The sequence below is a fragment of the Pantoea sp. X-Soil-TKNS-1207 genome, from assembly GCF_059730485.1.
Window position 1 is genome coordinate 3,068,467 of the sequence record NZ_AP035958.1, and the last position, 24,338, is coordinate 3,092,804.

Below are 24,338 nucleotides of genomic sequence, written 5' to 3' on the forward strand. Positions count from 1 at the left end.
CTTTTTCATTTTACTTATGCCTGATGATGGCTAAGATGTATTTTAAACTCGATCCCGACACCATCAATTCATCACTTATGTGGATGCAATTGGATGAAAAAGGGATTTCATCCTTCTGGGATTGGAAGCCAACGACGGATAACTGGTATCTTTCAGTCTATCCTATTCACTTCTTAGTCTTTTACATTTTCAACGGCAGTTCCATAGCCGTCCTTGAGGTTTTGTCAGCCATCCAGCTATTGCTGTGTGCTTTTTTTTCATATTTAATTGCAAAAAAGATTACGAATAACAGCTATTCACTGATATTGATTCCATTCCTGTCATTTTTGCCGGCCCTTTGCTTTAAAATTGGCTTTGTTTCTCACCTTTTTTCACACAACCTGACTAACTTGTATGGTCTGATATCCATTTACCTATGTCTGACCATTGAAAACAAAAAGACCGCATCACTTATAATCTCAGCACTGAGCCTGATTGCAGGCATATCTGATCCCTGGTATATCGCCGCATATACGTTACCTTTCCTTTTTTATTTTATATACCTTGATTATACCGAAAGAAAAAACAAATGGATTCCAACCATCACCGTTTCGGTATCTTTGCTAATATATTTTAGCCATATCATTCATCGTGCACTACATCTCCCCGTTGAAAAATTTAAAATTGCCAGCCATGAGATGATTTTATCGAATATTTACTGGTACCTGAAGGGATTAGGAGGGTTGCTGAATCTTTTCGTCATACCCGGCAACATCACCTTTATCCTGTCAGCCATGCTGATAATATTACTTATTGCCTCCGTAACTTATCTCCTCCTGAAAAACGATTTAACAGCAGTGGCAATTATCTTCAGTCTGAGTGCTCTGGGGATCTCCAGTGCCTTCATCATTGGCCTGCCAGAAAAAATGGAATATTCCATGCGTTTTCTGACTAATCTGGTGTATATAGCGCCAATTCTTTGTATTGTTGGAATTTCATTAGCAAAAAAATTTAGATTCATTTTCCTCATCGTACTGGCCTCAATAACAGCATCATCAATCCCATCACATTATGCTGCCAAAGAAGATAATTTAGTTAACTCAAGTAAAGAACAATTATCATTTTTGCAAAATAATGACTTAAATTATGGCTTTGGGTCATATTGGTCTGGTAATGCTAATGTCATCCGCTGGCTTTCCGGAAATTCGGTCGTAATTAATCCTGTTATTATTAATAACACAAGTGGATTGATAGACTGGAAGGTTATTCATGCCCAGTCATTTAGAAGCCAGCTATTCCCTGAGAAACGGAAGACATTCATCATGATTTCATCTGATGGTGAATCCTGTGCCAATATTGATATTTGTATCCATGGGATAAAAAAACAATTCGGGCAGCCGGACACCATTCTTACGCGAAATAATGAATATTATTACATATATAATAATGGTATCAGCCGTTAGTTGTTTTTTACCCCTGCTGCTGCCCACGCCACGCCGAGGGCGTTGCGCCATGCAACTGGCGGAAGCGGTTACTGAAGTGGCTGGAGGAGTGGAAGCCGCAGCGCAACGCGATTTCTGTCAGTGGAAGCGCGGTGTGCTTCAGCAGCGTCAGCGCTTCGTCCATGCGACGGCGCATCACATATTGATGCGGGGCCACGCCGGTGCTGGTGCGGAACATCCGGGCGAAATGAAACTCGCTTAATGCGGCTTCGCCCGCCAGCTGCGCCAGGGTTAACGGTTGATCGAGATGGGCATCGATATAAGCCAGAATGCGACGTAAGACAACCGGTGCCAGCCCGCCCCGCACCTGCGGTGCCTGCCACTGAACATCGCTGTAGTGTTGTAGCAGATGCGTCATTAACAGGGTGGATGCGCTGCTGAGCATCAGCTGATTGGCAGGCTGCTGCCAGTCGGTACTGAGCAGGAAATGGCGGTACAGCTGGGTAATGCGGTCGTCATCTGCGAACACTTTCTCATGCAGGTTGAGGCGCGCCGGGCTGCGATCCCAGATCTCTTCCGCCATCTGACGCAGATGGTGATCGGTGCAATAAAGATGCACGAACGACAGGTCAGCGCGGATATCCCATACCGATTCCATGCCGGAGGGCATCAGACAGAAACGATCCGGGCCGCCGCCGTTGCGCCAGCCGTGCTGGGTTTTATGCCAGGTTTCATAGCCGTCGGCGGTATACAGGCTGAGGGTATGGTGGTCGCTGAGGTTAGTGACGCGATCGCCGCTGTTAAACCAGGCCGCCAGCTTGATGCCGCTGTTTAGCTGCACGCTGTCACGCAGTTGCGCTTTGTGCCGCTGAAGCATGTTAAAAGTCTGGTAGTCAGGCATAGTCAGGATCGCTCTCTCTTCAATAGCCGACAGTTTACGGATTCACGCAGACAGAAAACAGATCACATCGGGACACCGCCGTAAAAAGCGCAAGATTTTGCAATTCCTCCGCAAGGTGATGCAAGCCAGCAACCGCTCACGGCGGCACACTCGCCACAAATTTGTTGTGGAGAGTACAAAATGAACCTGATGTTGTATCTGGCCGTGGTCTTAATCTGGGGGACGACCTGGATTGCGATCTTTTTGCAGCAGGAAGCGGCCAATACCCCGGTGCTGGTAGCAGTATTCTGGCGTTTTTTTCTCGCCTCACTGGTGATGCTGGTGGTGCTGAAACTGTTCCGCCGTCTGCGTCGGCTGGATGCTCAGGATCACCTGTTCTGCATCCTGCAAGGTTGCTGCGTGTTCGGCTTCAATTTCGTCTGCTTTTATCATGCGGCAGCGTGGATCAGCAGCGGCCTGGAGTCGGTCATCTTCTCAATGGCCGTATTGTACAATGCCCTGAATAGCTGGATTTTCTTCCGCCAGCGTCCCTCATTCCGCCTGCTGCCCGCCGCGATTCTCGGATTAGGCGGCATTGTCGCGCTATTCTGGGGCGATATCCGTGCCGCACACCCAGCGCCGCAACTGTTGTGGGGCGTAGGATTAAGCGCGCTTGGGACGCTGGGCTTCTCCTTCGGCAATATGATTTCGACCCGTCACCAGCGGCGTCAACGTGATGTGCTGACCACCAACAGCTATGCCATGCTGTACGGCGCCGTGATGATGGCATTGCTGGCGTTGCTGAATGGCGATTCACTGGCACCGGCGCTTAACCTGCAATGGCTCGGCGCGATGAGCTATCTGGCGATTTTTGGCTCGGTGCTGGGATTTGGTGCCTACTTCACCCTCGTCGGACGCATTGGCGCCAGTCAGGCCGCCTACAGCACCCTGCTGTTTCCGCTGGTTGCGCTGACCTTATCAACGGTTTATGAAGGCTATCAATGGCATAGCAACGCGATTGTCGGACTGGTGATGATTCTGGCGGGAAATATGGTGATGTTTGTTCGCTGGCCGACGGCGAAACGTCTGCGCCTGGCCTGAGACACGAGAGCGGGCATTGCGCCCGCTCCGTACGTCCTCTTAGCGCCAGCCCTGCACGCCGATATTGAGCTGGTGAGGTTGATTGATCGCTTTTCTGGCGATCCAGTAAAGCAATATTCGCTCATCGTCTCTGTCGCGATCGGCCATGGCCAGTAGTTTCAACGACAGTGTGGATTTATTCACTGGTTGATGCTCATCGCTTAACTCGATCACCGCCTGACCGATGATGCAGCAGACTTCATCCTCACTGGACGCGGATTCATATGCTCGGTCTTTCATATTTCCTCCTGATTAGTGAGCTTTAAGCCTGGCAAAACTTTTGAGTTTTGCTGGCAAAGCTGCGCCATTGATACGCCTGGTTACATATGCTCACATGAAGCAACCCATTCGTACTCTATGACATGCTTTTCACGCCATTCCTGCCCGCCAATGTCATTCATACCCGTTTCGCTGCATTTCATTCCATCCCCATAGCCTCTCACGCCCTTTCCCGCCACGCGCACGCGTGGGGGATTTATCATCGCCACAGTTTCCGAATTCCCGGATGGGAGAGAAAAAAATGAAAACCACCACACAAAGTTATCAACGTATCCGCTGGCTCACCCTCGCCGGCACCATTTTGACCCAGTTTGCGCTGGGTTCGGTCTACACCTGGAGTCTGTTCAATGGTCAGCTGGCGCACAAACTCGATGCTCCTATCAGTCAGGTGGCTTTCTCCTTTGGTTTGCTGAGTCTCGGACTGGCGATTGCCTCGTCACTGGCGGGCAAATTACAGGAGCGTTTTGGTGTGCGTAACGTCACCATCGGCGCTGGCGTGCTGATGGCAATCGGCTTCTGGTTAACCGCTCATGCCGACAACCTGATGATGCTGTACCTCAGCGCAGGCGTGCTGGTGGGCCTGGCCGATGGCGCGGGTTATCTGATGACGCTGTCTAACTGCGTGAAGTGGTTCCCGGAACGCAAAGGGGTGATCTCCGCCTGTGCGATTGGTGCCTACGGTCTCGGCAGCCTCGGTTTTAAATTTATCTGCGGTGCGCTGCTCAGTATGCAGGGTCTGGAAAACACCTTTATGATCTGGGGTGTGCTGGCGATGACCATGATTATCCTCGGTGCGCTGCTGATGCGTGATGCTCCGGTTCGGCAGAGCAACAGCAGCACAACGCAGCAGAGCAAAGATTACACCCTGGCGCAGTCGGTACGTTTGCCGCAGTACTGGATGCTGGCACTGATGTTCCTGACTGCCTGCATGAGCGGCCTGTATGTTATTGGTGTCGCGAAGGATATTGGCGAAGGCCTGGTCCATCTCAGCACGCAAACCGCGGCTAACGCGGTGACGGTAATTGCCATCGCCAACCTGAGTGGTCGTCTGGTGCTGGGTGTGCTGTCTGATAAAATGGCGCGCATTCGCGTGATTTCGCTGGCGCAGGTGGTGTCGCTGGCCGGGATGAGCATCCTGCTGTTCACCCATATGAATGAATCAACCTTCTTTATCTCCCTGGCCTGTGTGGCCTTCAGCTTTGGCGGCACCATCACCGTGTTCCCGTCGCTGGTGAGTGATTTCTTCGGCCTGAACAACCTGACCAAAAACTATGGCCTGATTTATCTCGGCTTCGGTATTGGTAGCGTGCTGGGTTCTCTGGTGGCGTCGGTATTCGGCGGCTTTACCATCACCTTCAGCCTGATTATGACGTTGCTGGTCATTTCCCTGTTCCTCTCCCTCAGCATCCGCCTGCCGCAGCGCCAGAATGTGCAGGAACCGGTGCTGCATCGCAGCTAACGTTCTGACCGATGCCGTGCCTGCGCACGGCATCGTGTTATCTAACCTTTAAATAACGGTTCAGCCATCCCCGCCACATCCACTTCTACGGCAAAAATATCCCCCGACTGCGGATAGCGCGCCAGCTCCTCTGCGGTACGATGTTCACGCGATGAGGTGATATACAGGGTTTGCAGATCGGCACCGCCGAAAGCCACCATCGTCGGCCAGCGTACCGGCAGCGCGATCTCATCAACGATCTCCGCCGTGACGGGATCGATACGCACCACGCGGCCACCATCAAACAGGGCTGACCAGTAGAACCCCTCGCTATCCACCGCCGCACCATCCGGTAAGCCGCCGCTGGCCTCAAACTGACGAAAACGCGCGCGCTGGCCGGGTTCTCCGCTGTTCACGTCGAGCGGGTAACGATAGAGCACCTCATTTGGCGTATCGCTGTGATACATCCAGCGGCGGTCCGGGGAAAATGCCAGCCCGTTGGAGATTTTGATATCCTGCGCCATTACCCGCAGCGCGCCATCAGGCGTTACGCGGCACAGTAGCCCGCCATTTTTATCCTGCGGCTCCCACAGGCTGCCGCACCAGAAGTTGCCCCAGGGATCGACACGGCCATCGTTAAAACGACTTTTTGTCGCAATACCGGGATTATCCGCCAGCTTACGTTGGGGTTTCCCCTGCTGATCCAGTAGCCAGATGCCACTGCGCAACGCTGCGATTACACCGCCCTGCTCGCGAAGCCCAATGCATCCCACCTCTTCCGGCTGGGGAAAGGTGTCCAACTCGCCAGTGGCGGGATCGAAACGATGAATGGCGGGTGCCAGGATATCCACGCACCACAGCACCTGTTCGCGGGTTGACCATAGCGGGCACTCAGCCAGCTCCGCCTGCAAGGCCAGTACATTTCTTACTTCACGCGCCATGATTTTCTCCTTATTAATCTCTGATTACTCTAGCCTGATTTTTAACTGAGAACAGATATTATTTCGGCTTGCTTTTCGGAGTATTCGGGTTATTATCATCAGGTATTCAGCTTATTCCGATTGGTTTATATTCCTTCCCGCTCATCATCACGCCTGATTGAAATATTCAGAAATAGATCCAGAAATAACTCTACATTGGCTGCATCTTCACTCCACTTTTCCGTCGTAATCTGACTTCATTGGAAAAGAGGAGGACTCTCCATGAAAAAAATGATTAAAATCGCGTCTGTGGTCGCCATTATGACAATGTTGAGCGGCTGTATTATTGACCACGGACATCGTGGTGGACCGGACTGGGGACACGGGCACGGCGGCGGTGGCTGGCATCACGGTCCAGGTCGCCACTGGTAATTGGGCAAAGCTCACACAGCAAATAATAAGAAATAAAAAGGGCGGGAAATATCCCGCCCTATTTTTTTAACTTTTCACCGCGTAATTACATTGGTACCAGGCAGTCTTTAATCCTGGAATATGGCTATCTTCCGCAGGCAGTGATTCAACTTTGTCAAATCCTCGCTGGCTGCAATAGTTTGCCAAATCCACTTCCATCGCATCTTTGTTTAATTTCTGCGGATCGTAACGGTACTGCACGGTATTTGAGCTGGTATCTTCATCAACGCGCTCAAATCCCCCGGGATGGCTGACACTACAACCTGCCAGCATAAAAAGCGCCGCGGCGCCAAATAACCAATTTTTCATTTTGATGCCCTCTCAGTCGCCGCAGTGTAAAAGGCGGCGCTGCGTCCTGCTATAGGAATAAGACGCGAAAAAACCGGACAAGTCTAAGTTTTTACCAATCGGATTGATAAAATCAAACGGCTATCCTTATCACACCAGCAATGGCATGATGCCCGCAGACAACACGATGTCGGCACCACACCAGGTGATACAACGATAAGAAATATACTGAAGTGACCTTGATGCCCGCGCTGAGCGGGCTTTTTTTTGCCCGCTATCCGGTCAGGCTGACCATTTTACGCAGGAGATTGGCGGCTTGTTTGTCAGGCAATGCGAGAATGCCGCTGTAGAGATCAATCGACATCGAACACATCGCCGAACGATCTACCGCGGTATCGGCAGGCATATTGAGCTGTTGCAGGCGATCGCCCCATTTGCCGTACAGGGTTTCCACCACTTTTTGCAAATCACGCTGCGCCGCCTGGTTATCCAGCGGCAGATCGTTGCCGGTGCTTTGCGACAGCAGTTTATCCAGCGCCTGAGCATCCCGCTGATTCAGCTCCGGCGAAAGCACCTGTTGCAAATTGACACCGCCAATCACCTGCGGGTACAGAAAGCGGAAGCAGCTTTGCGGGTCGACCTGTTGCAGCGCCTGCATCTCCTGCACCGACACGGCAATGTAATTGAGGATTGCCGCATCACTGGCGCGCACCAGGCGCTGATTCACCAAATCCAGCAGCCAGCCGCGCATTTCACCCAGCGCTTCATCTGGCGGTACGCCCGCCAGCCGCTTGTGCAACAATTCGCGATTGAGCAGTTGCCACAGCGCCGGTTCCTGGGTTTTCAGCAGACGATAGCCTGGTGCGAGGCTGAGCTGATTCGCCACGTCAGCCGCCAGCGCCTGCCTCTCCTGGCGCGGATGCAGCCAGCTAAACCATAAAAGATTCGCCAGCAACACAGGTAACAGAAACAACACCACGCCCTGCCAGAGGCGTAAACCGGTGGTGCGCAGCAGTAAAATGATAATCAACGCCAGCAGCACAAAGGCTGCGAGCGTAATGGGGAAAAGCGAGAGCATGGAACGGTTATTAATCCTTGCGAACGTCAATCAGAACCGGGCAGTTAGCACGTTCAATCACGGCAGCGCTGACCGAGCCTTTCAGCAGGCGGTTAAAGGGTGAAAGATGACGGCGCCCCATAATGATCATGCTGGCATGTACCGCTGCCGACTGCGCGACGATGGTCTCTGCCGCTTCACCGGCCAGAATCATGCCTTTGGCCGCCACGCCAGCACGCAATATCGGCGCAAGCGCATGTCGTACCACCATTTCCGCGGTGTTTTGCTCATCCTTTGCCACCACAAAATCATCCGGATCTTCACCCGCATCGATTTCAATCGGCTGGCTACAGGAGGAGTACGCGGGATCGACACAGCACAGCACCACGACCTGCGCCTGATGCGCCAGTGCCTGTTCAATAGTAAGCGCGATCACTTTTTCGGCTACCGGGGAGTTATCAATGGCCATCAACAAGGTTTTCATCAGTGGTTATCCTTCAACAACGGTCAATTTGCCAATTTCGCGGATTAGCGACTCTTTACACTTCAGGATTTCCTCACAATAGCGCGCTTCATGTTTACGAAAACGCGCTGTAGGCACCAGCAGTGAGATAGAGAAGCGACCAAACAGGGTATCGATAGCCACCGCCATGGTGGAGATGCCTTCCAGCGTCTCACCACGGTCGTAGGAAAAGCCGGTTTTACGCACCTCGCTAATCAGCTCCAGCAGCTGCGGCAGCGTTTTCACCGTCATTTCGGTCAGCTCCTGATAGGCTTCGCCAACCATCACCCGCACATCTTCATCACTCTCCAGCGCCAGCAGGGCGCGGCCGCCGGAGGTGCTATACAGTGGCAGGTTCAACCCCATACGCGGCACCACGCGCAACTCGCGTGACGCGACCACGTAATGGACGATCGCCAGCTGCGTACCGCTGGCGCGCGCCAGCGACACCGTTTCATTCGTATCGGCGGAAAGTCGTTCGAGAAAAGGGCGCACCACTTCAACGGCGTCGCTATGCACGCTGGAGATCAGCTTCAGCAACCCCGGACCGAGGCGTAAACCGCCCGCCCCGCTGCTTCGCACCAGCTGGGCGCTATCCAGCGCGGCGACAATGCGTTGCACCGTGGAGCGCGGTAAATCCACCGCCTGAGCAATCTCCCCCAGGCTCATACCGCCGGGGTGTTCACCCAATGCATTAAGAATTTTTGCCGCACGGGCAATGACCTGAATGCCGCCCGTTTTTTCATCCTCACGGCAGGAGGGAAGTTCACCCATAGTACGATCCTTTGTGGCCTGCCCTACTTTAGCGCGATTAACCGCATTTTTACACCCTGTATCACATTGCAATACAACATACCGGGATGTAATATGCCTTGCTGTATCACATCGCAATACACTGCATCAACAAAACGAGAAACCTGCTATGAACGCCCAGCCCGCAGCGGCCCCGGCACCTCATCCGTTCACCCTGCGTCTGGCGCTGGGTCTGGTGGGTGTGCTGATTGCCGCACTGACCGCCGGTTTAAACGATCGCGTCACCGACATTGCGCTGGCAGATATCCGTGCAGCCATCGGCATCAGTTACGATCAGGGTAGCTGGATTATCTCCGCTTATCAGGCCGCCGAAGTGGCCGCTATGATGATCGCCCCGTGGTTCGCCGTAACCTTTTCGTTGCGCCGCTTTGCCCTGACCGTCTCCGCTGGTTTTATGATCACCGGCATCCTGTTGCCGCTGCTGCCTAATCCCACGCTGTTTATTACCCTGCGCGTCATTCAGGGGCTATTTGGCGGTGCGCTGCCGCCGCTGCTGATGACGGTGGCGCTGCGTTTTCTGCCGCCGCCGATCAAACTCTATGGCCTGGGCGCGTATGCCCTGACAGCGACCTTCGGCCCCAATGTCGCCGCCTCGCTGGCCGCCTTCTGGACCGATGACGTCAGCTGGATGTTCGTATTCTGGCAGGTGGTCCCCTTTATGGTGATCGCCATGTTGCTGATTGGCTGGGGCCTGCCGCAGGACCCGGTGCGCTTCGATCGTTTCCAGCAGATGGATCTGTTTGGCATGTTGACCGGCTGTAGCGGCATGGCCATGCTGCTGCTGGCGCTGACCCAGGGCGAGCGGCTGGATTGGCTCAGTTCACCGCTGATCGTCGCGCTATTATTCAGCGCAGCGGCATTGCTGATTGTGTTCTTTATTAATGAATGGTTTCACCCGCTGCCGCTGTTCAAGTTACAGATGCTGCAACGACGCAATCTGGCGCACGGTTTGCTGGTGCTGGCGGGAGTCCTGATTCTGTCGCTGTCCGGCTCCGCCCTGCCCTCGGCCTACTTCGCACAGATCGAAGGCTTCCGCACCCTGCAATTCGCGCCGCTGGCGCTGGCGGTGGGTCTGCCGCAGCTGCTGATCGCGCCGCTGATTGCCGCGCTGCTGAATATCCGCTGGATCGATTGTCGCTGGATGCTGACGGCCGGTGTCGCGCTGCTGGTGACCTCCTGCCTGCTCGGTATGCAGATCACCACCGACTGGGGGCGGCAAAATTTCTGGCTGATTCAAATTTTGCAGGCCTTTGGTCAACCGATGGTGATCCTGCCGGTACTGATGAGCGCCACCAGCGTGGTTGCCCCGCCGGAAGGCCCGTTTGCTTCGGCCATGTTCAATACCGTGCGCGGTTTCTCCAGCGTGGCCGCCAGCACCCTGGTGGAGTGGTTTATCAGCCATCGTGAACAGTTTCATTCCAATGTGCTGGTAGGCAATGCCGCCAGCCGTTCCTGGCTGATGACTGCGCAAAGCAGCGCTCAGGCCAGCAGCAGTTTTCCTTTATTACCGGATGGCAGCGCCAGCAGCAGCGAATACCTGAGCGGTTTCGCCAGCCTGCTGAAGCAGCAGGCGATGGTACTGAGCCTGAGCGACGCCTATATGATGCTGATGGGTTTTGCCGCGCTGTTGCTGTTGCTCACCGTCTGGCTGCCAAAACGCGTCTGGCCGCCACAAACCCTGATTCAACCTGTTACAAACACGTCGAGATAAATGATATGCGTGCTTTTGCTATGAAAAGAACGGTGCTGCTGAGCGCTTTATTGCTGTTGTTGCTGGTGATGGCTTTTTTTGTCTGGTCGGCGATGACCGGCAACGACCATCGTACTGATGATGCTTACATCAATGCGGATTACACCCTGGTGGCACCGAAAGTGTCCGGTTATATCGCCAGCGTCAACGTGCAGGACAACCAGCGCGTGCAGGCGGGTGAACTGCTGGCAACGCTGGACGATCGCGATTACCGCGTAGCGCTGGAAACCGCGCAGGCCAATTTGCAGGTCAGCCAGGCTAAACGTCTCAGCAGCCAGGCGCAGCTTGAGCAGCAACAATCCGCTATCGATCAGGCCAAAGCGACGCTGGCGGCCAACCAGGCTTCGGCGCAGTATGCCGGTCAGAGCGCGGCCCGCTACGACAGCCTGTACAAAAGCGGCACCATCGCCGCAGACGAACAGCAAAAAGCCTCATCAACGCAGCGCTCAGCGGCAGCGACCGTACGTCAGAGCGAAGCGGCGCTGGCAGCGGCGGTGAAGGAAGTCGGCGTGTTGCAGGCGGCATTGCGTCAGTCCGAAGCGGACGTCACCGCAGCGCAGGCCAGCGTCGATCAGGCGCAGCTGAATCTCTCCTACACGCGGATTGTCGCGCCGGTTGATGGCATGGTGGGGCAGCGTTCGGTGCGCCTCGGCGCTTATGTCACCGCAGGCACCCGCCTGCTGGCGGTGGTACCGTTGCAGCAAACCTATGTCACTGCTAACTATCTGGAAACGCAGCTGACGGATGTGCATCAGGGACAGAAAGTGACGATCGCGGTAGATGCCCTGCCCGGCAAGCGCTTTACCGGTCGCGTAGACAGTATCGCACCCGCCACCGGGGCGACCTTTTCCGCCATCTCACCCGATAACGCCACAGGCAACTACACTAAAGTGGTTCAGCGTTTGCCGGTCAAAATCGTGCTGGATCCGAACCAACCCGATCTGGCGCAATTACGTGTCGGTATGTCGGCGATCCCGGAGATTGAGGTGCGGTGAAAATGTGAGCTATATCTCAGGTCGGACCTATTTATTTTCGGATCGATTACGCGTAAATTAGCGCTCGATCCTGTTCTGAGTTCGCTCTGAACGACCTGAGAAGAAAGCGTGCAGCGGTTATGAACTTCACCTTTCTCTTATTCTGTCGCGTTACGCTGGCCTGGGATCGCCATCATCGTAACCGCTCAGAGGAGTTGTTTTGTGAAATACGCTTTGATGGGAATCTCTTTTTTCCTGTTAATCTGGGTCGGCACCTTCGTGCTGATGCTCTAGAGCCGCCAGGAGGGGCGACGACCCTGTCGCCCCACTCACTCGCTTAATCCTGTTCTTCTTCCAGTGTCTTCACGGTTCCCGGCAGAATGCCATCGGCACGGAACATCGCTTTAATCCCGCGCACCGCCTGACGAATACGATCGCTGTTCTCAATCAGCGCGAAACGTACGTGGGTATCGCCATAGTCACCAAAGCCAATGCCCGGTGAAACGCATACCTTCGCGTCCTGCAACAGACGTTTGGCAAACTCCAGCGAACCGAGATGAGCATAGTGATCGGGGATCTTCGCCCAGACGTACATCGACGCCTTCGGCATCTCAACCATCCAGCCCGCCTCATGCAGCCCTTTCACCAGCACATCGCGACGACGTTTATATTGCTCGGCGATATCGCGCACGCATTGCTGATCGCCTTCCAGCGCCGCAATAGCCGCCACCTGCAACGGTGTAAAGGTGCCGTAATCGTGATAACTCTTGATACGCGCCAGCGCCGACACCAGTTCTTTGTTGCCGACCATAAAACCAATACGCCAGCCCGCCATGTTGTAGCTTTTGGACAGCGTGAAAAACTCCACCGCCACATCGCGTGCGCCCGGCACCTGCATAATTGACGGGGCTTTCCAGCCATCATAAACAATGTCGGCATAGGCCAGATCGTGGATCACCAGCACGTTGTACTGCTTCGCCAGCGCAATCACGCGTTCGAAGAAATCCAGCTCGACGCACTGCGCGGTCGGGTTCGACGGAAAACCGAGGATCATCATCTTCGGTTTCGGGTAGCTTTCGCGGATCGCGCGTTCCAGCTCGTTGAAGAAATCGACGCCCGCCACCAGCGGCACAGAACGTACCTGCGCACCGGCAATCACCGCGCCGTAGATATGAATCGGGTAGCTGGGATTGGGCACCAGCACGGTATCACCGTGGTCGAGGGTAGCCAGCATCAGATGCGCCAGCCCCTCTTTCGAGCCGATGGTGACAATGGCTTCGGATTCCGGATCGATATCCACCTGATAGCGATCGGCGTACCAGCGCGAAATGGCGCGACGCAGACGCGGAATGCCTTTGGAGGTGGAGTAGCCGTGGGTATCCTCGCGCTGTGCCACCTGGCACAGTTTTTCCACGATATGCGGTGGCGTGGGGCCATCCGGGTTCCCCATCGAAAAATCGATGATATCTTCGCCGCGCCGACGCGCAGCCATCTTCAATTCAGCGGTGATGTTAAAAACATACGGGGGAAGGCGATCGATACGGGAAAAACGACGGGGTGTGCTGTTATCAGCCATGATGTCCTCTGGAGTACGTAAGCGCCCGGACCGTCCGAGCGACGTGGGTCACTGCTGTGACCGAACCAAGAACATAACGTGGCAATAACAGGATTGTCGAGAGCGGAAGATAATTTTTTATTTTTACGGATTCAGACGACCGAACACCCAATCGCTTACCCATTGGCCGTTTAACAGATAATTATCCCGTAGCGTCCCCTCCAGCACGAAATCATTCTTCTCCAGAATGCGTCTCGACGGCCAATTCCCCTCCACCACCAGCGCTTTCAGCTTATGAAATTCGGCGTGGAGCAAAAAGGCGCACAGCGCGGCCAGCGCCTCGCTGCCGTATCCCTGGCCGGTAAAGCGATGCAGCATCATGTAACCCACTTCGGCCTGGCGATAAGGTTCCCATTCCGGGGTGCAGCCAAACAACCCGATGGCCTCACCGGTCTCGCGCAGCCGCGCCACCAGGCACAGCATGTGAAAGCTGCTGACCTGCCAGGGGGCAAGCCGCTCGGTAAAGCGTTGACGGATATCGTCCTCGTCGGGGATTTCACTCACCCAGGTCATGGTGGCGGCATCTTCGTGAACCGCTTTGAAAATCTGCCAGTCTTCCGGTTGTAACCGGTTCAGGGTTAAACGAGCTGTGACTAATTGCATGGCTGCGCTCCGCAAAAAGGCTTACGGCAACATAACAAACCGGGCCAGGGACAACCAGTCTGTCTGTAGGGAAAAGGTAATCCTCTTTTTACTACTCAACTTTTCCCCTTTTTGTATTTTCCCCGGCAAAAATTGATCCTGGCCATGAGAATCATCTGATGCCTGTCGGGACGCTGGCGGATCGCGATCACATTTTTTATCATAGCCTCACCCCCTGGTTGTAGACGAGATGCCCGTGCCTTCTCACTTTGACATGCTGCTGGCGGTATTTGACCGCGCCGCACTGATGCTGATTTGCCTGTTCTTTCTGACCCGCACGCGCGCGTTTCGCCAGCTGCTCCAGAAAGATGAGCCTTCGCGTCAGGAAAAAGTGGTGGTGACAGCGATTTTCTCGCTGTTTGCCCTGTTCAGTACCTGGTCTGGCATTGATGTTGATGGCTCGCTGCTGAACGTCCGCGTGATTGCCGTGATGTCAGGCGGCATTTTGTTTGGCCCCTGGGTCGGCATCGCCACCGGCGTGATTGCTGGCCTTCACCGTTTTCTGATTGATATTCATGGCGTTACCGCCGTTCCCTGTCTGATCACCAGCATCATCGCCGGCATCGTCTCGGGCGCGATTAATCGCCGGGTCAGCAAGGAGCAGCGCTGGCGCGCCGGCATCCTCGGCGGCATGTTGTGTGAATCCCTGACCATGCTGCTGATTGTGCTGTGGGCCAGACCGATGTCGCTCGGCCTGGCGATTGTCTCTGAGATCGCGCTGCCGATGATTCTTGGCGCATCAAGTATCGGTTTGATTGTGCTGCTGGTGCAGAGCGTGGAGGGGGAAAAAGAGGCGATTGCCGCGCGTCAGGCCAAGCTGGCGCTGGAGATTGCCAACAAAACGCTGCCACTGTTCCGCCAGGTCAACAGCCATTCGCTGCGCCAGGTGTGCGATATCATCCGCACCGATATCCATGCCGATGCGGTGGCGATCACCAATACCAAACAGATTCAGGCTTATGTCGGCTACGGCGAGCATAACTATCAGAACGGCGACGATGGCATCAGCCCCACCACCGCCCAGGCGATCACCAGCGGCAAAATCATCATCAAGAATAATGATGAGGCGCATCGCACCAAAGATATCCACTCGATGCTGGTTATTCCCCTTTGGGAAAAAGGGGAAGTCACCGGTACGCTAAAAATCTATTATCGCCGCGCGCATCGCATCACCGGATCGCTAAAAGAGATGGCGGTCGGGCTGTCGCAAATCATCTCGACCCAGCTCGAAGTCTCCCGCGCTGAGCAATTACGCGAGATGGCGAATAAGGCGGAACTACGCGCGCTGCAAAGCAAGATCAACCCGCATTTTCTGTTTAACGCGCTGAACGCCATCTCCTCTTCGATCCGCATGAATCCCGATACCGCCCGTCAGCTGGTGATTAACCTGTCGCGCTACCTGCGCTACAACCTGGAGCTGAATGATGACGAGCCAATCGATATCAAGAAAGAGCTGTGGCAGGTGAAGGATTACATCGCGATTGAGCAGGCGCGCTTTGGTGACAAGCTGTCGATGATTTATGACATCGATGAAGATCTGCATTTCACGCTGCCCAGCCTGCTGATTCAGCCGCTGGTGGAGAATGCCATCGTGCACGGTATTCAGCCCTGCCGCGGCAAAGGGGTGGTAACGCTCAGCGTGAAAGATTTGGGCGATCGGGTGCGGGTGGCGGTGCGCGATACCGGCGCGGGGATCAGCGATGATGTGATGGCGCGCGTGGCGCGTGACGATATGCCCGGCAATAAAATCGGCCTGCTCAACGTCCATCATCGGGTAAAACTGCTCTCCGGCCAGGGGTTGACCATTGTACGCCATCATCCCGGCACCGAAATTTCCTTTACCCTCAGCAAAAATGGCCACCGGTTATCGGCACCGCTTGCCAGCGTTACGGAAACCTCAACGTGAAAGCCATTATTGTCGAAGATGAGTTCCTGGCGCAGCAAGAGCTGAGCTGGATGATTCAGCATCATAGCCAGATCAGCATTGAAGCCTGCTTTGATGACGGACTGGAAGTGCTGAAGTATCTGCAAAGCCATCGTGTTGATGTGATTTTCCTCGACATCAATATTCCGTCGCTGGATGGGATGCTGCTGGCGCAAAACATCAATCAGTTCGCACATAAGCCATTGATTGTGTTTATCACCGCGTGGAAAGAACATGCGGTTGAAGCCTTCGAGCTGGAAGCCTTTGATTACATCCTTAAGCCGTATCACGAGTCCCGCATCATCACCATGCTCAACAAGCTGGAAGCCAGCTGGCAGCAGCAGCAATCACCGGCCAGCAACCCGCAGGCAAACACGCAGCAAACGGTGAATCTGGTGAAAGATGAACGCATTATCGTCACCGATATCAACGATATCTATTATGTGGAAGCGCACGAGAAGCTGACGTTTGTCTACACGCGGCGCGAAGCTTATGTGATGTCGATGACCATCAGTGAATTTTGCAGCCGCCTGCCGGAAACGGCGTTCTTCCGCTGCCACCGTTCGTATTGCGTCAACCTGAGCAAGATTCGCGAAATCGAACCCTGGTTCAACAATACCTATCTGGTGAAATTACGCGATCTGGATGCGCAGGTGCCGGTGAGTCGTAGCAAGGTGAAAGCCTTTCGGCAGTTGATGCGGTTATAAGGCGAACGGCGCGTATGGCCGTTCACCCGCTATAGATTACAGCACGCGGCCCAGCGTCTGACGCAGATGCGCCCCCGCACCCAGCAGCCCCGGTTGATCGTGAGTGATCATAAACACCGGAATATCCACCAGATAGTCGCGGAAGCGACCTTTATCTTCAAACGCCGCGCGGAAACCTGAGGCTTTAAAGAAGTCGAGGAAACGCGGCACGATGCCACCGGCGATATAGACGCCGCCAAAGGTGCCAAGGTTCAGCGCCAGGTTGCCGCCAAAGCGCCCCATGATGACGCAGAACAGCGACAGCGCGCGACGGCAGTCAGTGCAGCTGTCCTTCAGCGCGCGCTCGGTAACATCCTTCGGTTTGAGATTTTCCGGCTCACGCTGATCCGATTTCACAATGGCGCGGTACAGATTTACCAGCCCGGACCCCGACAGCACGCGTTCGGCCGACACATGGCCCAGCTCCGCACGCAGCACTTCAAGGATCTCGCCCTCTTCTTCGCTGTTTGGCGCGAAATCAACGTGGCCGCCCTCACCTGGCAGACTCACCCAGCGTTGATCGACATGCACCAGATGGCTGACGCCAAGGCCGGTGCCCGCGCCGTAGATGGCAATCGGTTTGTCTTTAACTGGCGCTTTGCCGCCGAACTGCAACACATCCGCGTCTGATAACATCGGGATCGCCATCGACACCGCCGTGAAATCATTGATGATTTCAAGATGGGCAAAGCCGAGGCTCTCTTTCATCTGTTTGGTGGAGAAGGCCCAGTCATGGTTGGTCATTTCGACCCAGTCGTCGGTGATCGGGCAGGCGATAGCGATGCAGCCATCTTTGATATCCTGCTTCTGCTCATCCAGATAGTGACGAATCACCGCTTCAAGATTGTCATAGTCTGATGTTGAGAATGTTTTGGCCTGGGAGATGGCACCGGTTTCCACCTCACACAGGGCGAGACGGGCATTGGTGCCGCCCACATCGCCGACCAGGGCGTATTTTGTCATTCTTCTGCTGCTCCGCTTGGGTCATAAACAATTGCAGGACACTATAAAAGCCTGCCAATAAAACAACAACGCCCATCAGTGCGTCAGATGGGCGTAATCACTCAGGTGCGACCACATCCTGACATGCGTCAGGCTGGCTGCACAGCGGCAACTGTCCGAAACTCAGCCGCCATTGCGCTGATGCAGCGCGGCCGTAACCTTACGCAGCAGCGGTGGCAGATCATCTTTATCCAGCACCACTTCCACCAGCGACAGACGCGTGCTGTCTGCCAGTTGCGCCATGACGTCGGTCAGCTGCACCGTTTCACTCACGCGCCAGCTTTGCGCCTCACCCGCCAGGCTCAGCGCCTGCGGCAAGGCGGTCCAGTTCCATTGCGCGATATCGTTGTAACGCTGCTGCGCGCCATGAATCGCACGTTCGACGGTATAGCCTTCATTATTCAGCAGAAAAATGATCGGTTGCTGCCCGTCGCGCTGCATGGAACCCAGTTCCTGAATGGTTAACTGCGCCGAACCGTCGCCAATGATCAGGATCACCCGTCGATGCGGCTGCGCCGTTTGCGCACCAAAGGCGGCAGGTAAAGTATAGCCAATGGAACCCCAGAGCGGTTGCACCAGCAGCTGCGCGCCCTGCGGCAGGCGCAGGGCGGCGGCGCCAAAGGCGGCAGTGCCTTGATCGGCCAGGATAATATCACCGGGCAACAGGAAGTGCTGCATTGCCTGCCAGAAGGCGTGCTGACTGATTAGCCCGTAATCAAACTGCTCGTTTTCACCGCCATCAGTCTCCCCCAACGCCCACTGCGCGCCATAGCGGCGGAACAACGGCTCCAGCGCGCTGAGCGCCTGCGCCATGCTCAGCGGGGCAAAGGTTTCCCCGCCCACCACCGCATGGAACGGTTGCAGGTCGATCAGTTTGGCGGCGGGCAGCTGCTGGGTAAAACCGGCGGTTAAGGTATCGGTGAAACGCACCCCGACGCAGATCGTCACATCGGTATCTTCAATCGCGGCCCGTACCGCAGGGGTGCTGCCCTCCGCGGCATAGGTGCCGACAAACCCAGGCTGCTGCTCATCCAGTACCCCTTTCCCCATCAGCAGGGTGGCGGAGGGAATGGCGCGCAGCTGGCGCAGGGCGGCCAGCCGGGATTGCAGCTGCCAGCGTGAAGCGAGGAAATCAGCCAGCAACGCCACACGTTGTGCCGATGCCAGCAGGCGTTCGGCGGCGGCGGCAAACCCGTCGGCCACGGTCGGTGCTGCCGCGCAGGTTTTTTCCGGCAGCTGAACCTCCGCCTGCGCCACATCCACCGCCAGCAACAAATAGCCCGGCCGATGCTGATGCAGCGCCTCAGCAATAACGCGATCGATCTCCTGCACCGCATTCGCCGCCGTCAGCACCGCACTGGCCACACTGACCTCCTCCGCCATGCGGCTGAAATGGCGGAAATCGCCATCGCCCAGCGAATGATGCACACAATCGCCCTGCTGCTGCACCTGGCTGGCCGGAGCGCCCACGATGTGGATCACCGGCACGTACTCGGCGTAGCTACCGGCAATACCATTAATGGCGCTGAGTTCGCCCACGCCAAAGGTGGTCAGCAACGCCGCTGCGCCAGTGCAGCGCCCATAGCCATCGGCGGCGTAGGCGGCATTCAGTTCATTGGCACAGCCCACCCAGGCAATATCGGGATGGGCGATGACGCTGTCGAGAAATTGCAGATTGTAATCACCCGGTACGCCAAACAGATGGCGGATACCCGCTTCGTGTAAACGCATCAACAAATAATCGCCAACCTTAAGGGTTTTCATCAGCCGCATCCTTCTTAAGAGTTATCGTAGAAAGTATTGCCAATGTGGCTGAATTGGCGAGATTTTCATCATGAGCGAACGGCCAGGTCTGGCAAGCAATCGTTACGACGACAGAAAATTCTGTAAGTTGCGATCGCCCCCGCGTTTACGCTCAGTGTAAACGCATACACTGCTATGCTGATGACACTTTCTCCCCCTTTGAGACAGGAACGCTGCATGACTGCTTTTCCCCATCCCGAACGTTACCAACAGATGCAATATCGCCGTAGCGGCCACAGTGGCCTGAAGCTGCCCGCCATTTCACTCGGCTTATGGCATAACTTTGGTGACAGCACCCGCGTGGATAACAGCCGGACGCTGCTGCGTCACGCCTTTGATCGCGGTATCACCCATTTTGACCTTGCCAATAACTATGGGCCGCCGCCGGGATCGGCTGAAGAGAATTTCGGTCGCATTCTGCGTGAGGACTTTCGCGGCTACCGTGATGAGCTGGTGATCTCCACCAAGGCCGGTTACACCATGTGGGACGGCCCCTATGGCGACTGGGGTTCACGCAAGTATCTGATTTCCAGCCTGGACCAGAGCCTGAAACGTATGGGACTGGAGTACGTGGATATTTTTTATCACCATCGCCCGGATCCGGAAACGCCGCTGGAAGAGACCATGCGCGCGCTGGATCAGGTGGTGCGTCAGGGCAAAGCGCTGTACGCGGCCATTTCCAACTATCCGGCAGAGAAAGCCGCCGAGGCGATTGCCATCCTGCGCGATCTCGGCACCCCGTGCCTGATCCATCAGCCACGTTATTCCATGTTTGAGCGCGCGCCGGAACAGGGTTTACTGGATGTACTCGGCGATAACGGCGTCGGCTGTATTGCCTTCTCGCCGCTGGCGGGCGGCGTGCTGACCGATCGTTATTTACAGGGCATTCCCGAAGATTCCAGGGTAGCCAGCGGCAGCAAATTCCTGCGGGAAGATCAGCTGACGCAGGAGAAAATGGAGAAAGTGCGCGGCCTGCACGCCATTGCGCAGCAGCGCGGTCAGAAGCTGGCGCAGATGGCGCTGAGCTGGGTACTGCGCGACAGCCGCGTCACCTCGGTATTAATTGGCGCCAGCAAAACCGCGCAAATTGATGACGCGGTGGACATGCTGAGCCAGCCAGCGCTGAGTCCGGAAGAACGCCAGGCCATCGAATCTATTTTAGTGTAACCGCTTACCCGCCCGGTATTCGCCGGGCTTCTTCCGCCGCAGAAAATTCCCATAGCAGAATTTCCTTAGCGTTTTAGGACGACTTCTTAAAGATTTGCTGGTCCGATGTGGCAAACTAGCGCAACGGTAGCAGTCCATAAGCTGCCGATGAGGAGAAGTTATGAAACGTGGAATTTTGTTTGCCGCTTTGCTGGCAACGCTGTCACCCCTGACCATACACACAGCCCAGGCCAGCAGTGCCACTGTTAACCTGGCACCAGGCGTTACCCTGCATTTAGGCGATCGCGATCGTCGTGGTTACTACTGGGACGGCGGACACTGGCGCGAACCACGCTGGTGGCACGATCGCTACCAATATAACGACCGCCGCTGGTGGCGCCATGAAGAGTGGCGACGTCATCAGGCGTGGATGCGTGAGCAGGAGCGTCGTCGCCATGAACGCTGGCGCTACGAGCATCGCCACGATCACCACGGGCATCATCACCACCATTGATGAACGCCACGCAAAAAAAAGCACCGATCGCGTCGGTGCTTTCTTTTTTACCCGGTTTTGTCAGCGATGGCGTTTATAACCCAAGCGCCTGACCCACCAGCAGATAGATATTCAGCGCCACGACCAGCGCCACAATCACCCAGCCGATAGTCTGCATCAGGCGCGAGTTAACCATCTCGTCACCCATCAGCTCGCGGTTGCCGGTAAATGCCAGCAGCGGCACCAGCGCCAGCGCGATACCAAAGCTCAACAGCACCTGGCTGAATACCAGGATACGTGTCGGATCCCAGCCCGCCCAGATCACGATAAAAGAGGGCAGCATGGTAATGGTACGGCGCAGCCACAGCGGAATGTGGAAGCGGATAAAGCCCTGCATCACAACCTGACCGGCCAACGTCCCCACCACGGTGGATGAGAGGCCTGCCGCCACCAGACTCAAACCAAACACCGTCGCAGCCGCATGGCCGAGCAGCGGTTGCAGCGTCAGATACGCCTGATCGAGATCGGCGATACCGGAATGGCCGCTAAAGTGAAACGCCGCGGCGGCGGTAGCCATCATCGCCAGGTTAACGAAGCCCGCAATGGTCATGGCGATCGCCACATCCAGTTTGGTGGAGGAGTAACGCTGTCCTTTGGTGCCCTGATTACCGTATTGCGTCAGCGCCGAGTGCAGATAAATCACATGCGGCATAATGGTGGCACCCAGCACACCGGCTGCGAGGAACACCGCATCGGCAGTCGGCAGCGACGGCAGCGCCATGCCGGTAACCAGTTCACTGACTTTTGGCTGCGAGAAAAACAGCTCGACAATATACGCCGCCGCGACAAACAGCAGCAGGCCTCCAATCACCAGCTCCAGCGGTTTTTGTCCACGATTTTGCAGCATCAGAATCAGGAAGGTCGCCACACCGGTCAGCACTGCGCCCTGTAATAGCGAGATGCCGAGCAACAGCTTAAAACCGAGGGCGGCACCAATGAATTCGGCCAGATCGGTGGCCATAGCGATAATTTCGGCCTGTACCCAGTAGAACCAGACGGCCGGACGTGGGAAGCGATCGCGGATATGTTCCGCCAGGTTTTTACCGGTAGCAATGCCTAACTTGGCGGACATCAGCTGGATCAGCATCGCCATAATATTCGCCCAGACAACGACCCACAGCAGCTTGTAACCGTAGGCGGCACCCGCCTGAATATTGGTGGCGAAGTTACCGGGATCGATATAACCGATGGCCGCGATGAAGGCCGGTCCCAGCAACGCAAGTTTAATCTTTCTGGCTCCGCGAGCGGCGCGCTCGGCGGTGCGGCTCTCTGACATAGTGTTGGACCCTGTCTTAACGCTTGTTTACCCGCACAGGTTACGAGGCATTCAAGGCAAGTGAAATATGGTTATAGTTATCGCTTTAATAGATGGTGCTATAAAGTATAGCCTTTGCTATATCTTGCGGTAAAGCCAGGTCTTGCCAAAAGTTTGTGCAACAGAATTCACTCTACCCCTGGGCTATTTTATAGACAATCATTTTGTGGTTATTTTTCTTGTGACAGTCATGTTAAAAGATTGTGATTGGTGAGACTAATCCGAGAAATATGTCGATAGCGAATACTTATAATGTGGTTTTGATCTCGTTTTTAAGTAACGCGTTACATAGAATACGCAACAAAATACAACCCTCCTCAAATTTGGAGCCGACATGTCCCATGTTTTGCAATTTCTTTTAGCATTGGTGGTGGTAGCCGTACTGGCCTTGCTGGTCAGTCACGATCGTAAAAGCATCCGTATCCGCTATATCGTTCAGCTTCTGGTGATTGAAGTTCTGCTTGCCTGGTTCTTCCTGAACTCAGAAGCAGGCCTCGGCTTTGTAAAAGGATTTGCTGGCCTGTTTGACCATCTGCTGAAGTATGCGGCAGAAGGTACCAATTTCGTCTTCGGCAACATGAATGATAAAGGCCTCGCCTTCTTCTTCCTGAATGTACTCTGCCCGATTGTGTTTATCTCTGCGCTGATCGGTATTCTGCAACATTTCCGTATCCTGCCGTGGGTGATTCGTGGCATCGGTACCGTGCTGTCAAAAATCAATGGCATGGGCAAACTGGAATCCTTTAACGCCGTTAGCTCTCTGATTCTGGGACAGTCAGAAAACTTTATCGCCTATAAGGATATCCTCGGCAAAATGTCGCAGCGTCGCATGTACACCATGGCGGCTACCGCGATGTCGACCGTGTCCATGTCCATCGTTGGCGCTTACATGACCATGCTGCAACCGAAATATGTGGTCGCGGCGCTGGTGCTGAACATGTTCAGTACCTTTATCGTGCTGTCGCTGATCAACCCTTACCGCGTTGATAGCGAAGAAGATTTGCAGTTGCAGGATCTGCACAAAGGTCAGAGCTTCTTCGAAATGCTGGGTGAATATATCCTCGCCGGTTTCCGCGTCGCGATCATCGTTGCCGCTATGCTGATCGGTTTTATCGCCCTGATTTCTGGCCTGAACGCGCTGTTTGACCTGATCTTTGGTATCAGCTTCCAGGGCGTGCTGGGCTATGTCTTCTACCCGTTTGCCTGGGTGATGGGCGTGCCAGCGCACGAAGCGTTGCAGGTTGGCAGCATCATGGCGACCAAACTGGTTTCTAACGAATTCGTTGCGATGATGGATCTGCAAAAAATTGCCGGTCAGCTGTCGCCGCATTCGGAAGGGATCCTGTCGGTGTTCCTCGTTTCCTTCGCCAACTTCTCCTCAATCGGGATTGTGGCAGGCGCCATTAAAGGCCTGAACGAAGAACAGGGCAACGTGGTTTCCCGCTTCGGCCTGAAGCTGCTGTACGGTTCTACCCTGGTGAGCGTGCTGTCAGCCGCGATTGCCGGTCTGGTACTGGCCTTCTGATGGTCAGGGCGAGCTGCGGCTCGCCCTTCTCTTCTTAATTATGCCTATCCGTTATATCTCATTTTTTCTGCCCTCTCGCCCCACCCCGCCCTGCTTCACCGCCCTGCGCAAAACCTTTGCACAATATTGAATTT

Annotated in this window: 24 protein-coding genes; 12 read left to right on the forward strand and 12 right to left on the reverse strand. The window is 55.0% G+C overall.

Features of this window, described 5'->3' with window-relative positions; genetic code table 11:
• Positions 1-35 precede the first annotated feature (35 nt).
• Entirely contained in the window at positions 36-1,442 is a 1,407-nt protein-coding gene (locus AC6I8V_RS14300; protein WP_497842922.1) for a glycosyltransferase family protein, read from the forward strand.
• Between the two features lie 7 nt (positions 1,443-1,449).
• Here AC6I8V_RS14300 and AC6I8V_RS14305 read toward each other — a convergent pair whose 3' ends face one another.
• Positions 1,450-2,322: a helix-turn-helix domain-containing protein gene (locus tag AC6I8V_RS14305; protein WP_497842923.1), complete on the reverse strand. Its 873-nt coding sequence runs from the start codon at positions 2,320-2,322 to the stop codon at positions 1,450-1,452.
• 180 nt (positions 2,323-2,502) lie between these two features.
• Between AC6I8V_RS14305 and AC6I8V_RS14310 the strand changes: the two genes are divergently transcribed.
• Positions 2,503-3,402, forward strand: a complete 900-nt coding sequence (locus tag AC6I8V_RS14310) for a DMT family transporter (RefSeq protein ID WP_497842924.1) — start codon at positions 2,503-2,505, stop codon at positions 3,400-3,402.
• A 39-nt stretch (positions 3,403-3,441) separates the two neighbouring features.
• On the opposite strand, the gene AC6I8V_RS14315 is transcribed toward AC6I8V_RS14310, so the two are convergent.
• Positions 3,442-3,681: a hypothetical protein gene (locus AC6I8V_RS14315; RefSeq protein WP_013509957.1), complete on the reverse strand. Its 240-nt coding sequence runs from the start codon at positions 3,679-3,681 to the stop codon at positions 3,442-3,444.
• Between the two features lie 280 nt (positions 3,682-3,961).
• Here AC6I8V_RS14315 and AC6I8V_RS14320 point away from each other — a divergent pair, with 280 nt between their 5' ends.
• On the forward strand, positions 3,962-5,179 hold the full coding sequence (locus AC6I8V_RS14320; RefSeq protein WP_497842925.1) for an L-lactate MFS transporter: 1,218 nt from the start codon (positions 3,962-3,964) through the stop codon (positions 5,177-5,179).
• 41 nt (positions 5,180-5,220) lie between these two features.
• Here the strand turns inward: AC6I8V_RS14320 and AC6I8V_RS14325 are convergent, their stop codons facing one another.
• Entirely contained in the window at positions 5,221-6,099 is an 879-nt protein-coding gene (locus tag AC6I8V_RS14325; protein ID WP_497842926.1) for an SMP-30/gluconolactonase/LRE family protein, read from the reverse strand.
• Positions 6,100-6,360: 261 nt separating this feature from the next.
• Here AC6I8V_RS14325 and AC6I8V_RS14330 point away from each other — a divergent pair, with 261 nt between their 5' ends.
• The gene (locus tag AC6I8V_RS14330) at positions 6,361-6,510 is read left to right on the forward strand and encodes a hypothetical protein (RefSeq protein ID WP_497842927.1); all 150 of its coding nucleotides are present in this window, start codon (positions 6,361-6,363) and stop codon (positions 6,508-6,510) included.
• 66 nt (positions 6,511-6,576) lie between these two features.
• Here the strand turns inward: AC6I8V_RS14330 and AC6I8V_RS14335 are convergent, their stop codons facing one another.
• The 4 genes from AC6I8V_RS14335 to AC6I8V_RS14350 all read right to left on the reverse strand — a co-directional run bounded on the left by AC6I8V_RS14335 (position 6,577) and on the right by AC6I8V_RS14350 (position 9,170).
• Complete coding sequence (locus AC6I8V_RS14335; RefSeq protein WP_497842928.1) at positions 6,577-6,858, reverse strand: hypothetical protein; 282 nt, start codon at positions 6,856-6,858, stop codon at positions 6,577-6,579.
• Between the two features lie 253 nt (positions 6,859-7,111).
• The gene (locus AC6I8V_RS14340; protein WP_497842929.1) at positions 7,112-7,915 is read right to left on the reverse strand and encodes a hypothetical protein; all 804 of its coding nucleotides are present in this window, start codon (positions 7,913-7,915) and stop codon (positions 7,112-7,114) included.
• A 10-nt stretch (positions 7,916-7,925) separates the two neighbouring features.
• Positions 7,926-8,378, reverse strand: a complete 453-nt coding sequence (locus AC6I8V_RS14345; RefSeq protein ID WP_497842930.1) for a universal stress protein — start codon at positions 8,376-8,378, stop codon at positions 7,926-7,928.
• 6 nt (positions 8,379-8,384) lie between these two features.
• Positions 8,385-9,170 (reverse strand): IclR family transcriptional regulator, encoded by a 786-nt coding sequence (locus tag AC6I8V_RS14350; RefSeq protein ID WP_497842931.1) that lies wholly within the window; start codon positions 9,168-9,170, stop codon positions 8,385-8,387.
• Between the two features lie 148 nt (positions 9,171-9,318).
• Between AC6I8V_RS14350 and AC6I8V_RS14355 the strand changes: the two genes are divergently transcribed.
• The 3 genes from AC6I8V_RS14355 (at position 9,319) to ypdK (ending at position 12,227) form a co-directional block, all read left to right on the forward strand.
• On the forward strand, positions 9,319-10,920 hold the full coding sequence (locus AC6I8V_RS14355) for an MFS transporter (protein ID WP_497842932.1): 1,602 nt from the start codon (positions 9,319-9,321) through the stop codon (positions 10,918-10,920).
• Positions 10,921-10,925: 5 nt separating this feature from the next.
• Positions 10,926-11,954 carry an HlyD family secretion protein gene (locus tag AC6I8V_RS14360; RefSeq protein WP_497842933.1) on the forward strand — a complete coding sequence of 343 codons (1,029 nt, stop codon included), beginning with the start codon at positions 10,926-10,928 and terminating at the stop codon, positions 11,952-11,954.
• Between the two features lie 201 nt (positions 11,955-12,155).
• Entirely contained in the window at positions 12,156-12,227 is a 72-nt protein-coding gene (ypdK, locus tag AC6I8V_RS14365; RefSeq protein ID WP_128178783.1) for a membrane protein YpdK, read from the forward strand.
• Positions 12,228-12,270: 43 nt separating this feature from the next.
• Here ypdK and alaC read toward each other — a convergent pair whose 3' ends face one another.
• Both alaC and AC6I8V_RS14375 read right to left on the reverse strand, forming a co-directional pair.
• Positions 12,271-13,509: an alanine transaminase gene (gene alaC / locus AC6I8V_RS14370; protein ID WP_497842934.1), complete on the reverse strand. Its 1,239-nt coding sequence runs from the start codon at positions 13,507-13,509 to the stop codon at positions 12,271-12,273.
• Between the two features lie 123 nt (positions 13,510-13,632).
• Positions 13,633-14,151 (reverse strand): GNAT family N-acetyltransferase, encoded by a 519-nt coding sequence (locus AC6I8V_RS14375; RefSeq protein ID WP_497842935.1) that lies wholly within the window; start codon positions 14,149-14,151, stop codon positions 13,633-13,635.
• A 253-nt stretch (positions 14,152-14,404) separates the two neighbouring features.
• Between AC6I8V_RS14375 and AC6I8V_RS14380 the strand changes: the two genes are divergently transcribed.
• Positions 14,405-16,096 (forward strand): LytS/YhcK type 5TM receptor domain-containing protein, encoded by a 1,692-nt coding sequence (locus AC6I8V_RS14380; RefSeq protein ID WP_497845845.1) that lies wholly within the window; start codon positions 14,405-14,407, stop codon positions 16,094-16,096.
• Positions 16,093-16,821, forward strand: coding sequence for a LytR/AlgR family response regulator transcription factor (locus tag AC6I8V_RS14385; protein ID WP_497842936.1), 729 nt, complete (start codon positions 16,093-16,095; stop codon positions 16,819-16,821). Before AC6I8V_RS14380 ends, AC6I8V_RS14385 begins: the two co-directional genes overlap by 4 nt.
• A gap of 36 nt (positions 16,822-16,857) precedes the next feature.
• On the opposite strand, the gene glk is transcribed toward AC6I8V_RS14385, so the two are convergent.
• Complete coding sequence (gene glk / locus AC6I8V_RS14390; RefSeq protein ID WP_497842937.1) at positions 16,858-17,823, reverse strand: glucokinase; 966 nt, start codon at positions 17,821-17,823, stop codon at positions 16,858-16,860.
• Between the two features lie 162 nt (positions 17,824-17,985).
• Complete coding sequence (locus AC6I8V_RS14395; protein WP_497842938.1) at positions 17,986-19,626, reverse strand: thiamine pyrophosphate-binding protein; 1,641 nt, start codon at positions 19,624-19,626, stop codon at positions 17,986-17,988.
• 216 nt (positions 19,627-19,842) lie between these two features.
• On the opposite strand from AC6I8V_RS14395, the gene mgrA reads away from it, so the two are divergent.
• Together mgrA and AC6I8V_RS14405 are read left to right on the forward strand one after the other, a co-directional pair.
• Positions 19,843-20,832, forward strand: coding sequence for an L-glyceraldehyde 3-phosphate reductase (gene mgrA / locus AC6I8V_RS14400; protein WP_497842939.1), 990 nt, complete (start codon positions 19,843-19,845; stop codon positions 20,830-20,832).
• A gap of 160 nt (positions 20,833-20,992) precedes the next feature.
• A complete protein-coding gene (locus tag AC6I8V_RS14405; RefSeq protein ID WP_497842940.1) occupies positions 20,993-21,325 on the forward strand; it encodes a DUF2502 domain-containing protein in 333 nt (110 codons plus the stop codon).
• Positions 21,326-21,398: 73 nt separating this feature from the next.
• Here the strand turns inward: AC6I8V_RS14405 and AC6I8V_RS14410 are convergent, their stop codons facing one another.
• Positions 21,399-22,640 carry an Nramp family divalent metal transporter gene (locus AC6I8V_RS14410; RefSeq protein ID WP_497842941.1) on the reverse strand — a complete coding sequence of 414 codons (1,242 nt, stop codon included), beginning with the start codon at positions 22,638-22,640 and terminating at the stop codon, positions 21,399-21,401.
• Between the two features lie 373 nt (positions 22,641-23,013).
• Between AC6I8V_RS14410 and AC6I8V_RS14415 the strand changes: the two genes are divergently transcribed.
• Positions 23,014-24,204 (forward strand): NupC/NupG family nucleoside CNT transporter, encoded by a 1,191-nt coding sequence (locus AC6I8V_RS14415; RefSeq protein WP_497842942.1) that lies wholly within the window; start codon positions 23,014-23,016, stop codon positions 24,202-24,204.
• Positions 24,205-24,338: the final 134 nt, after the last annotated feature.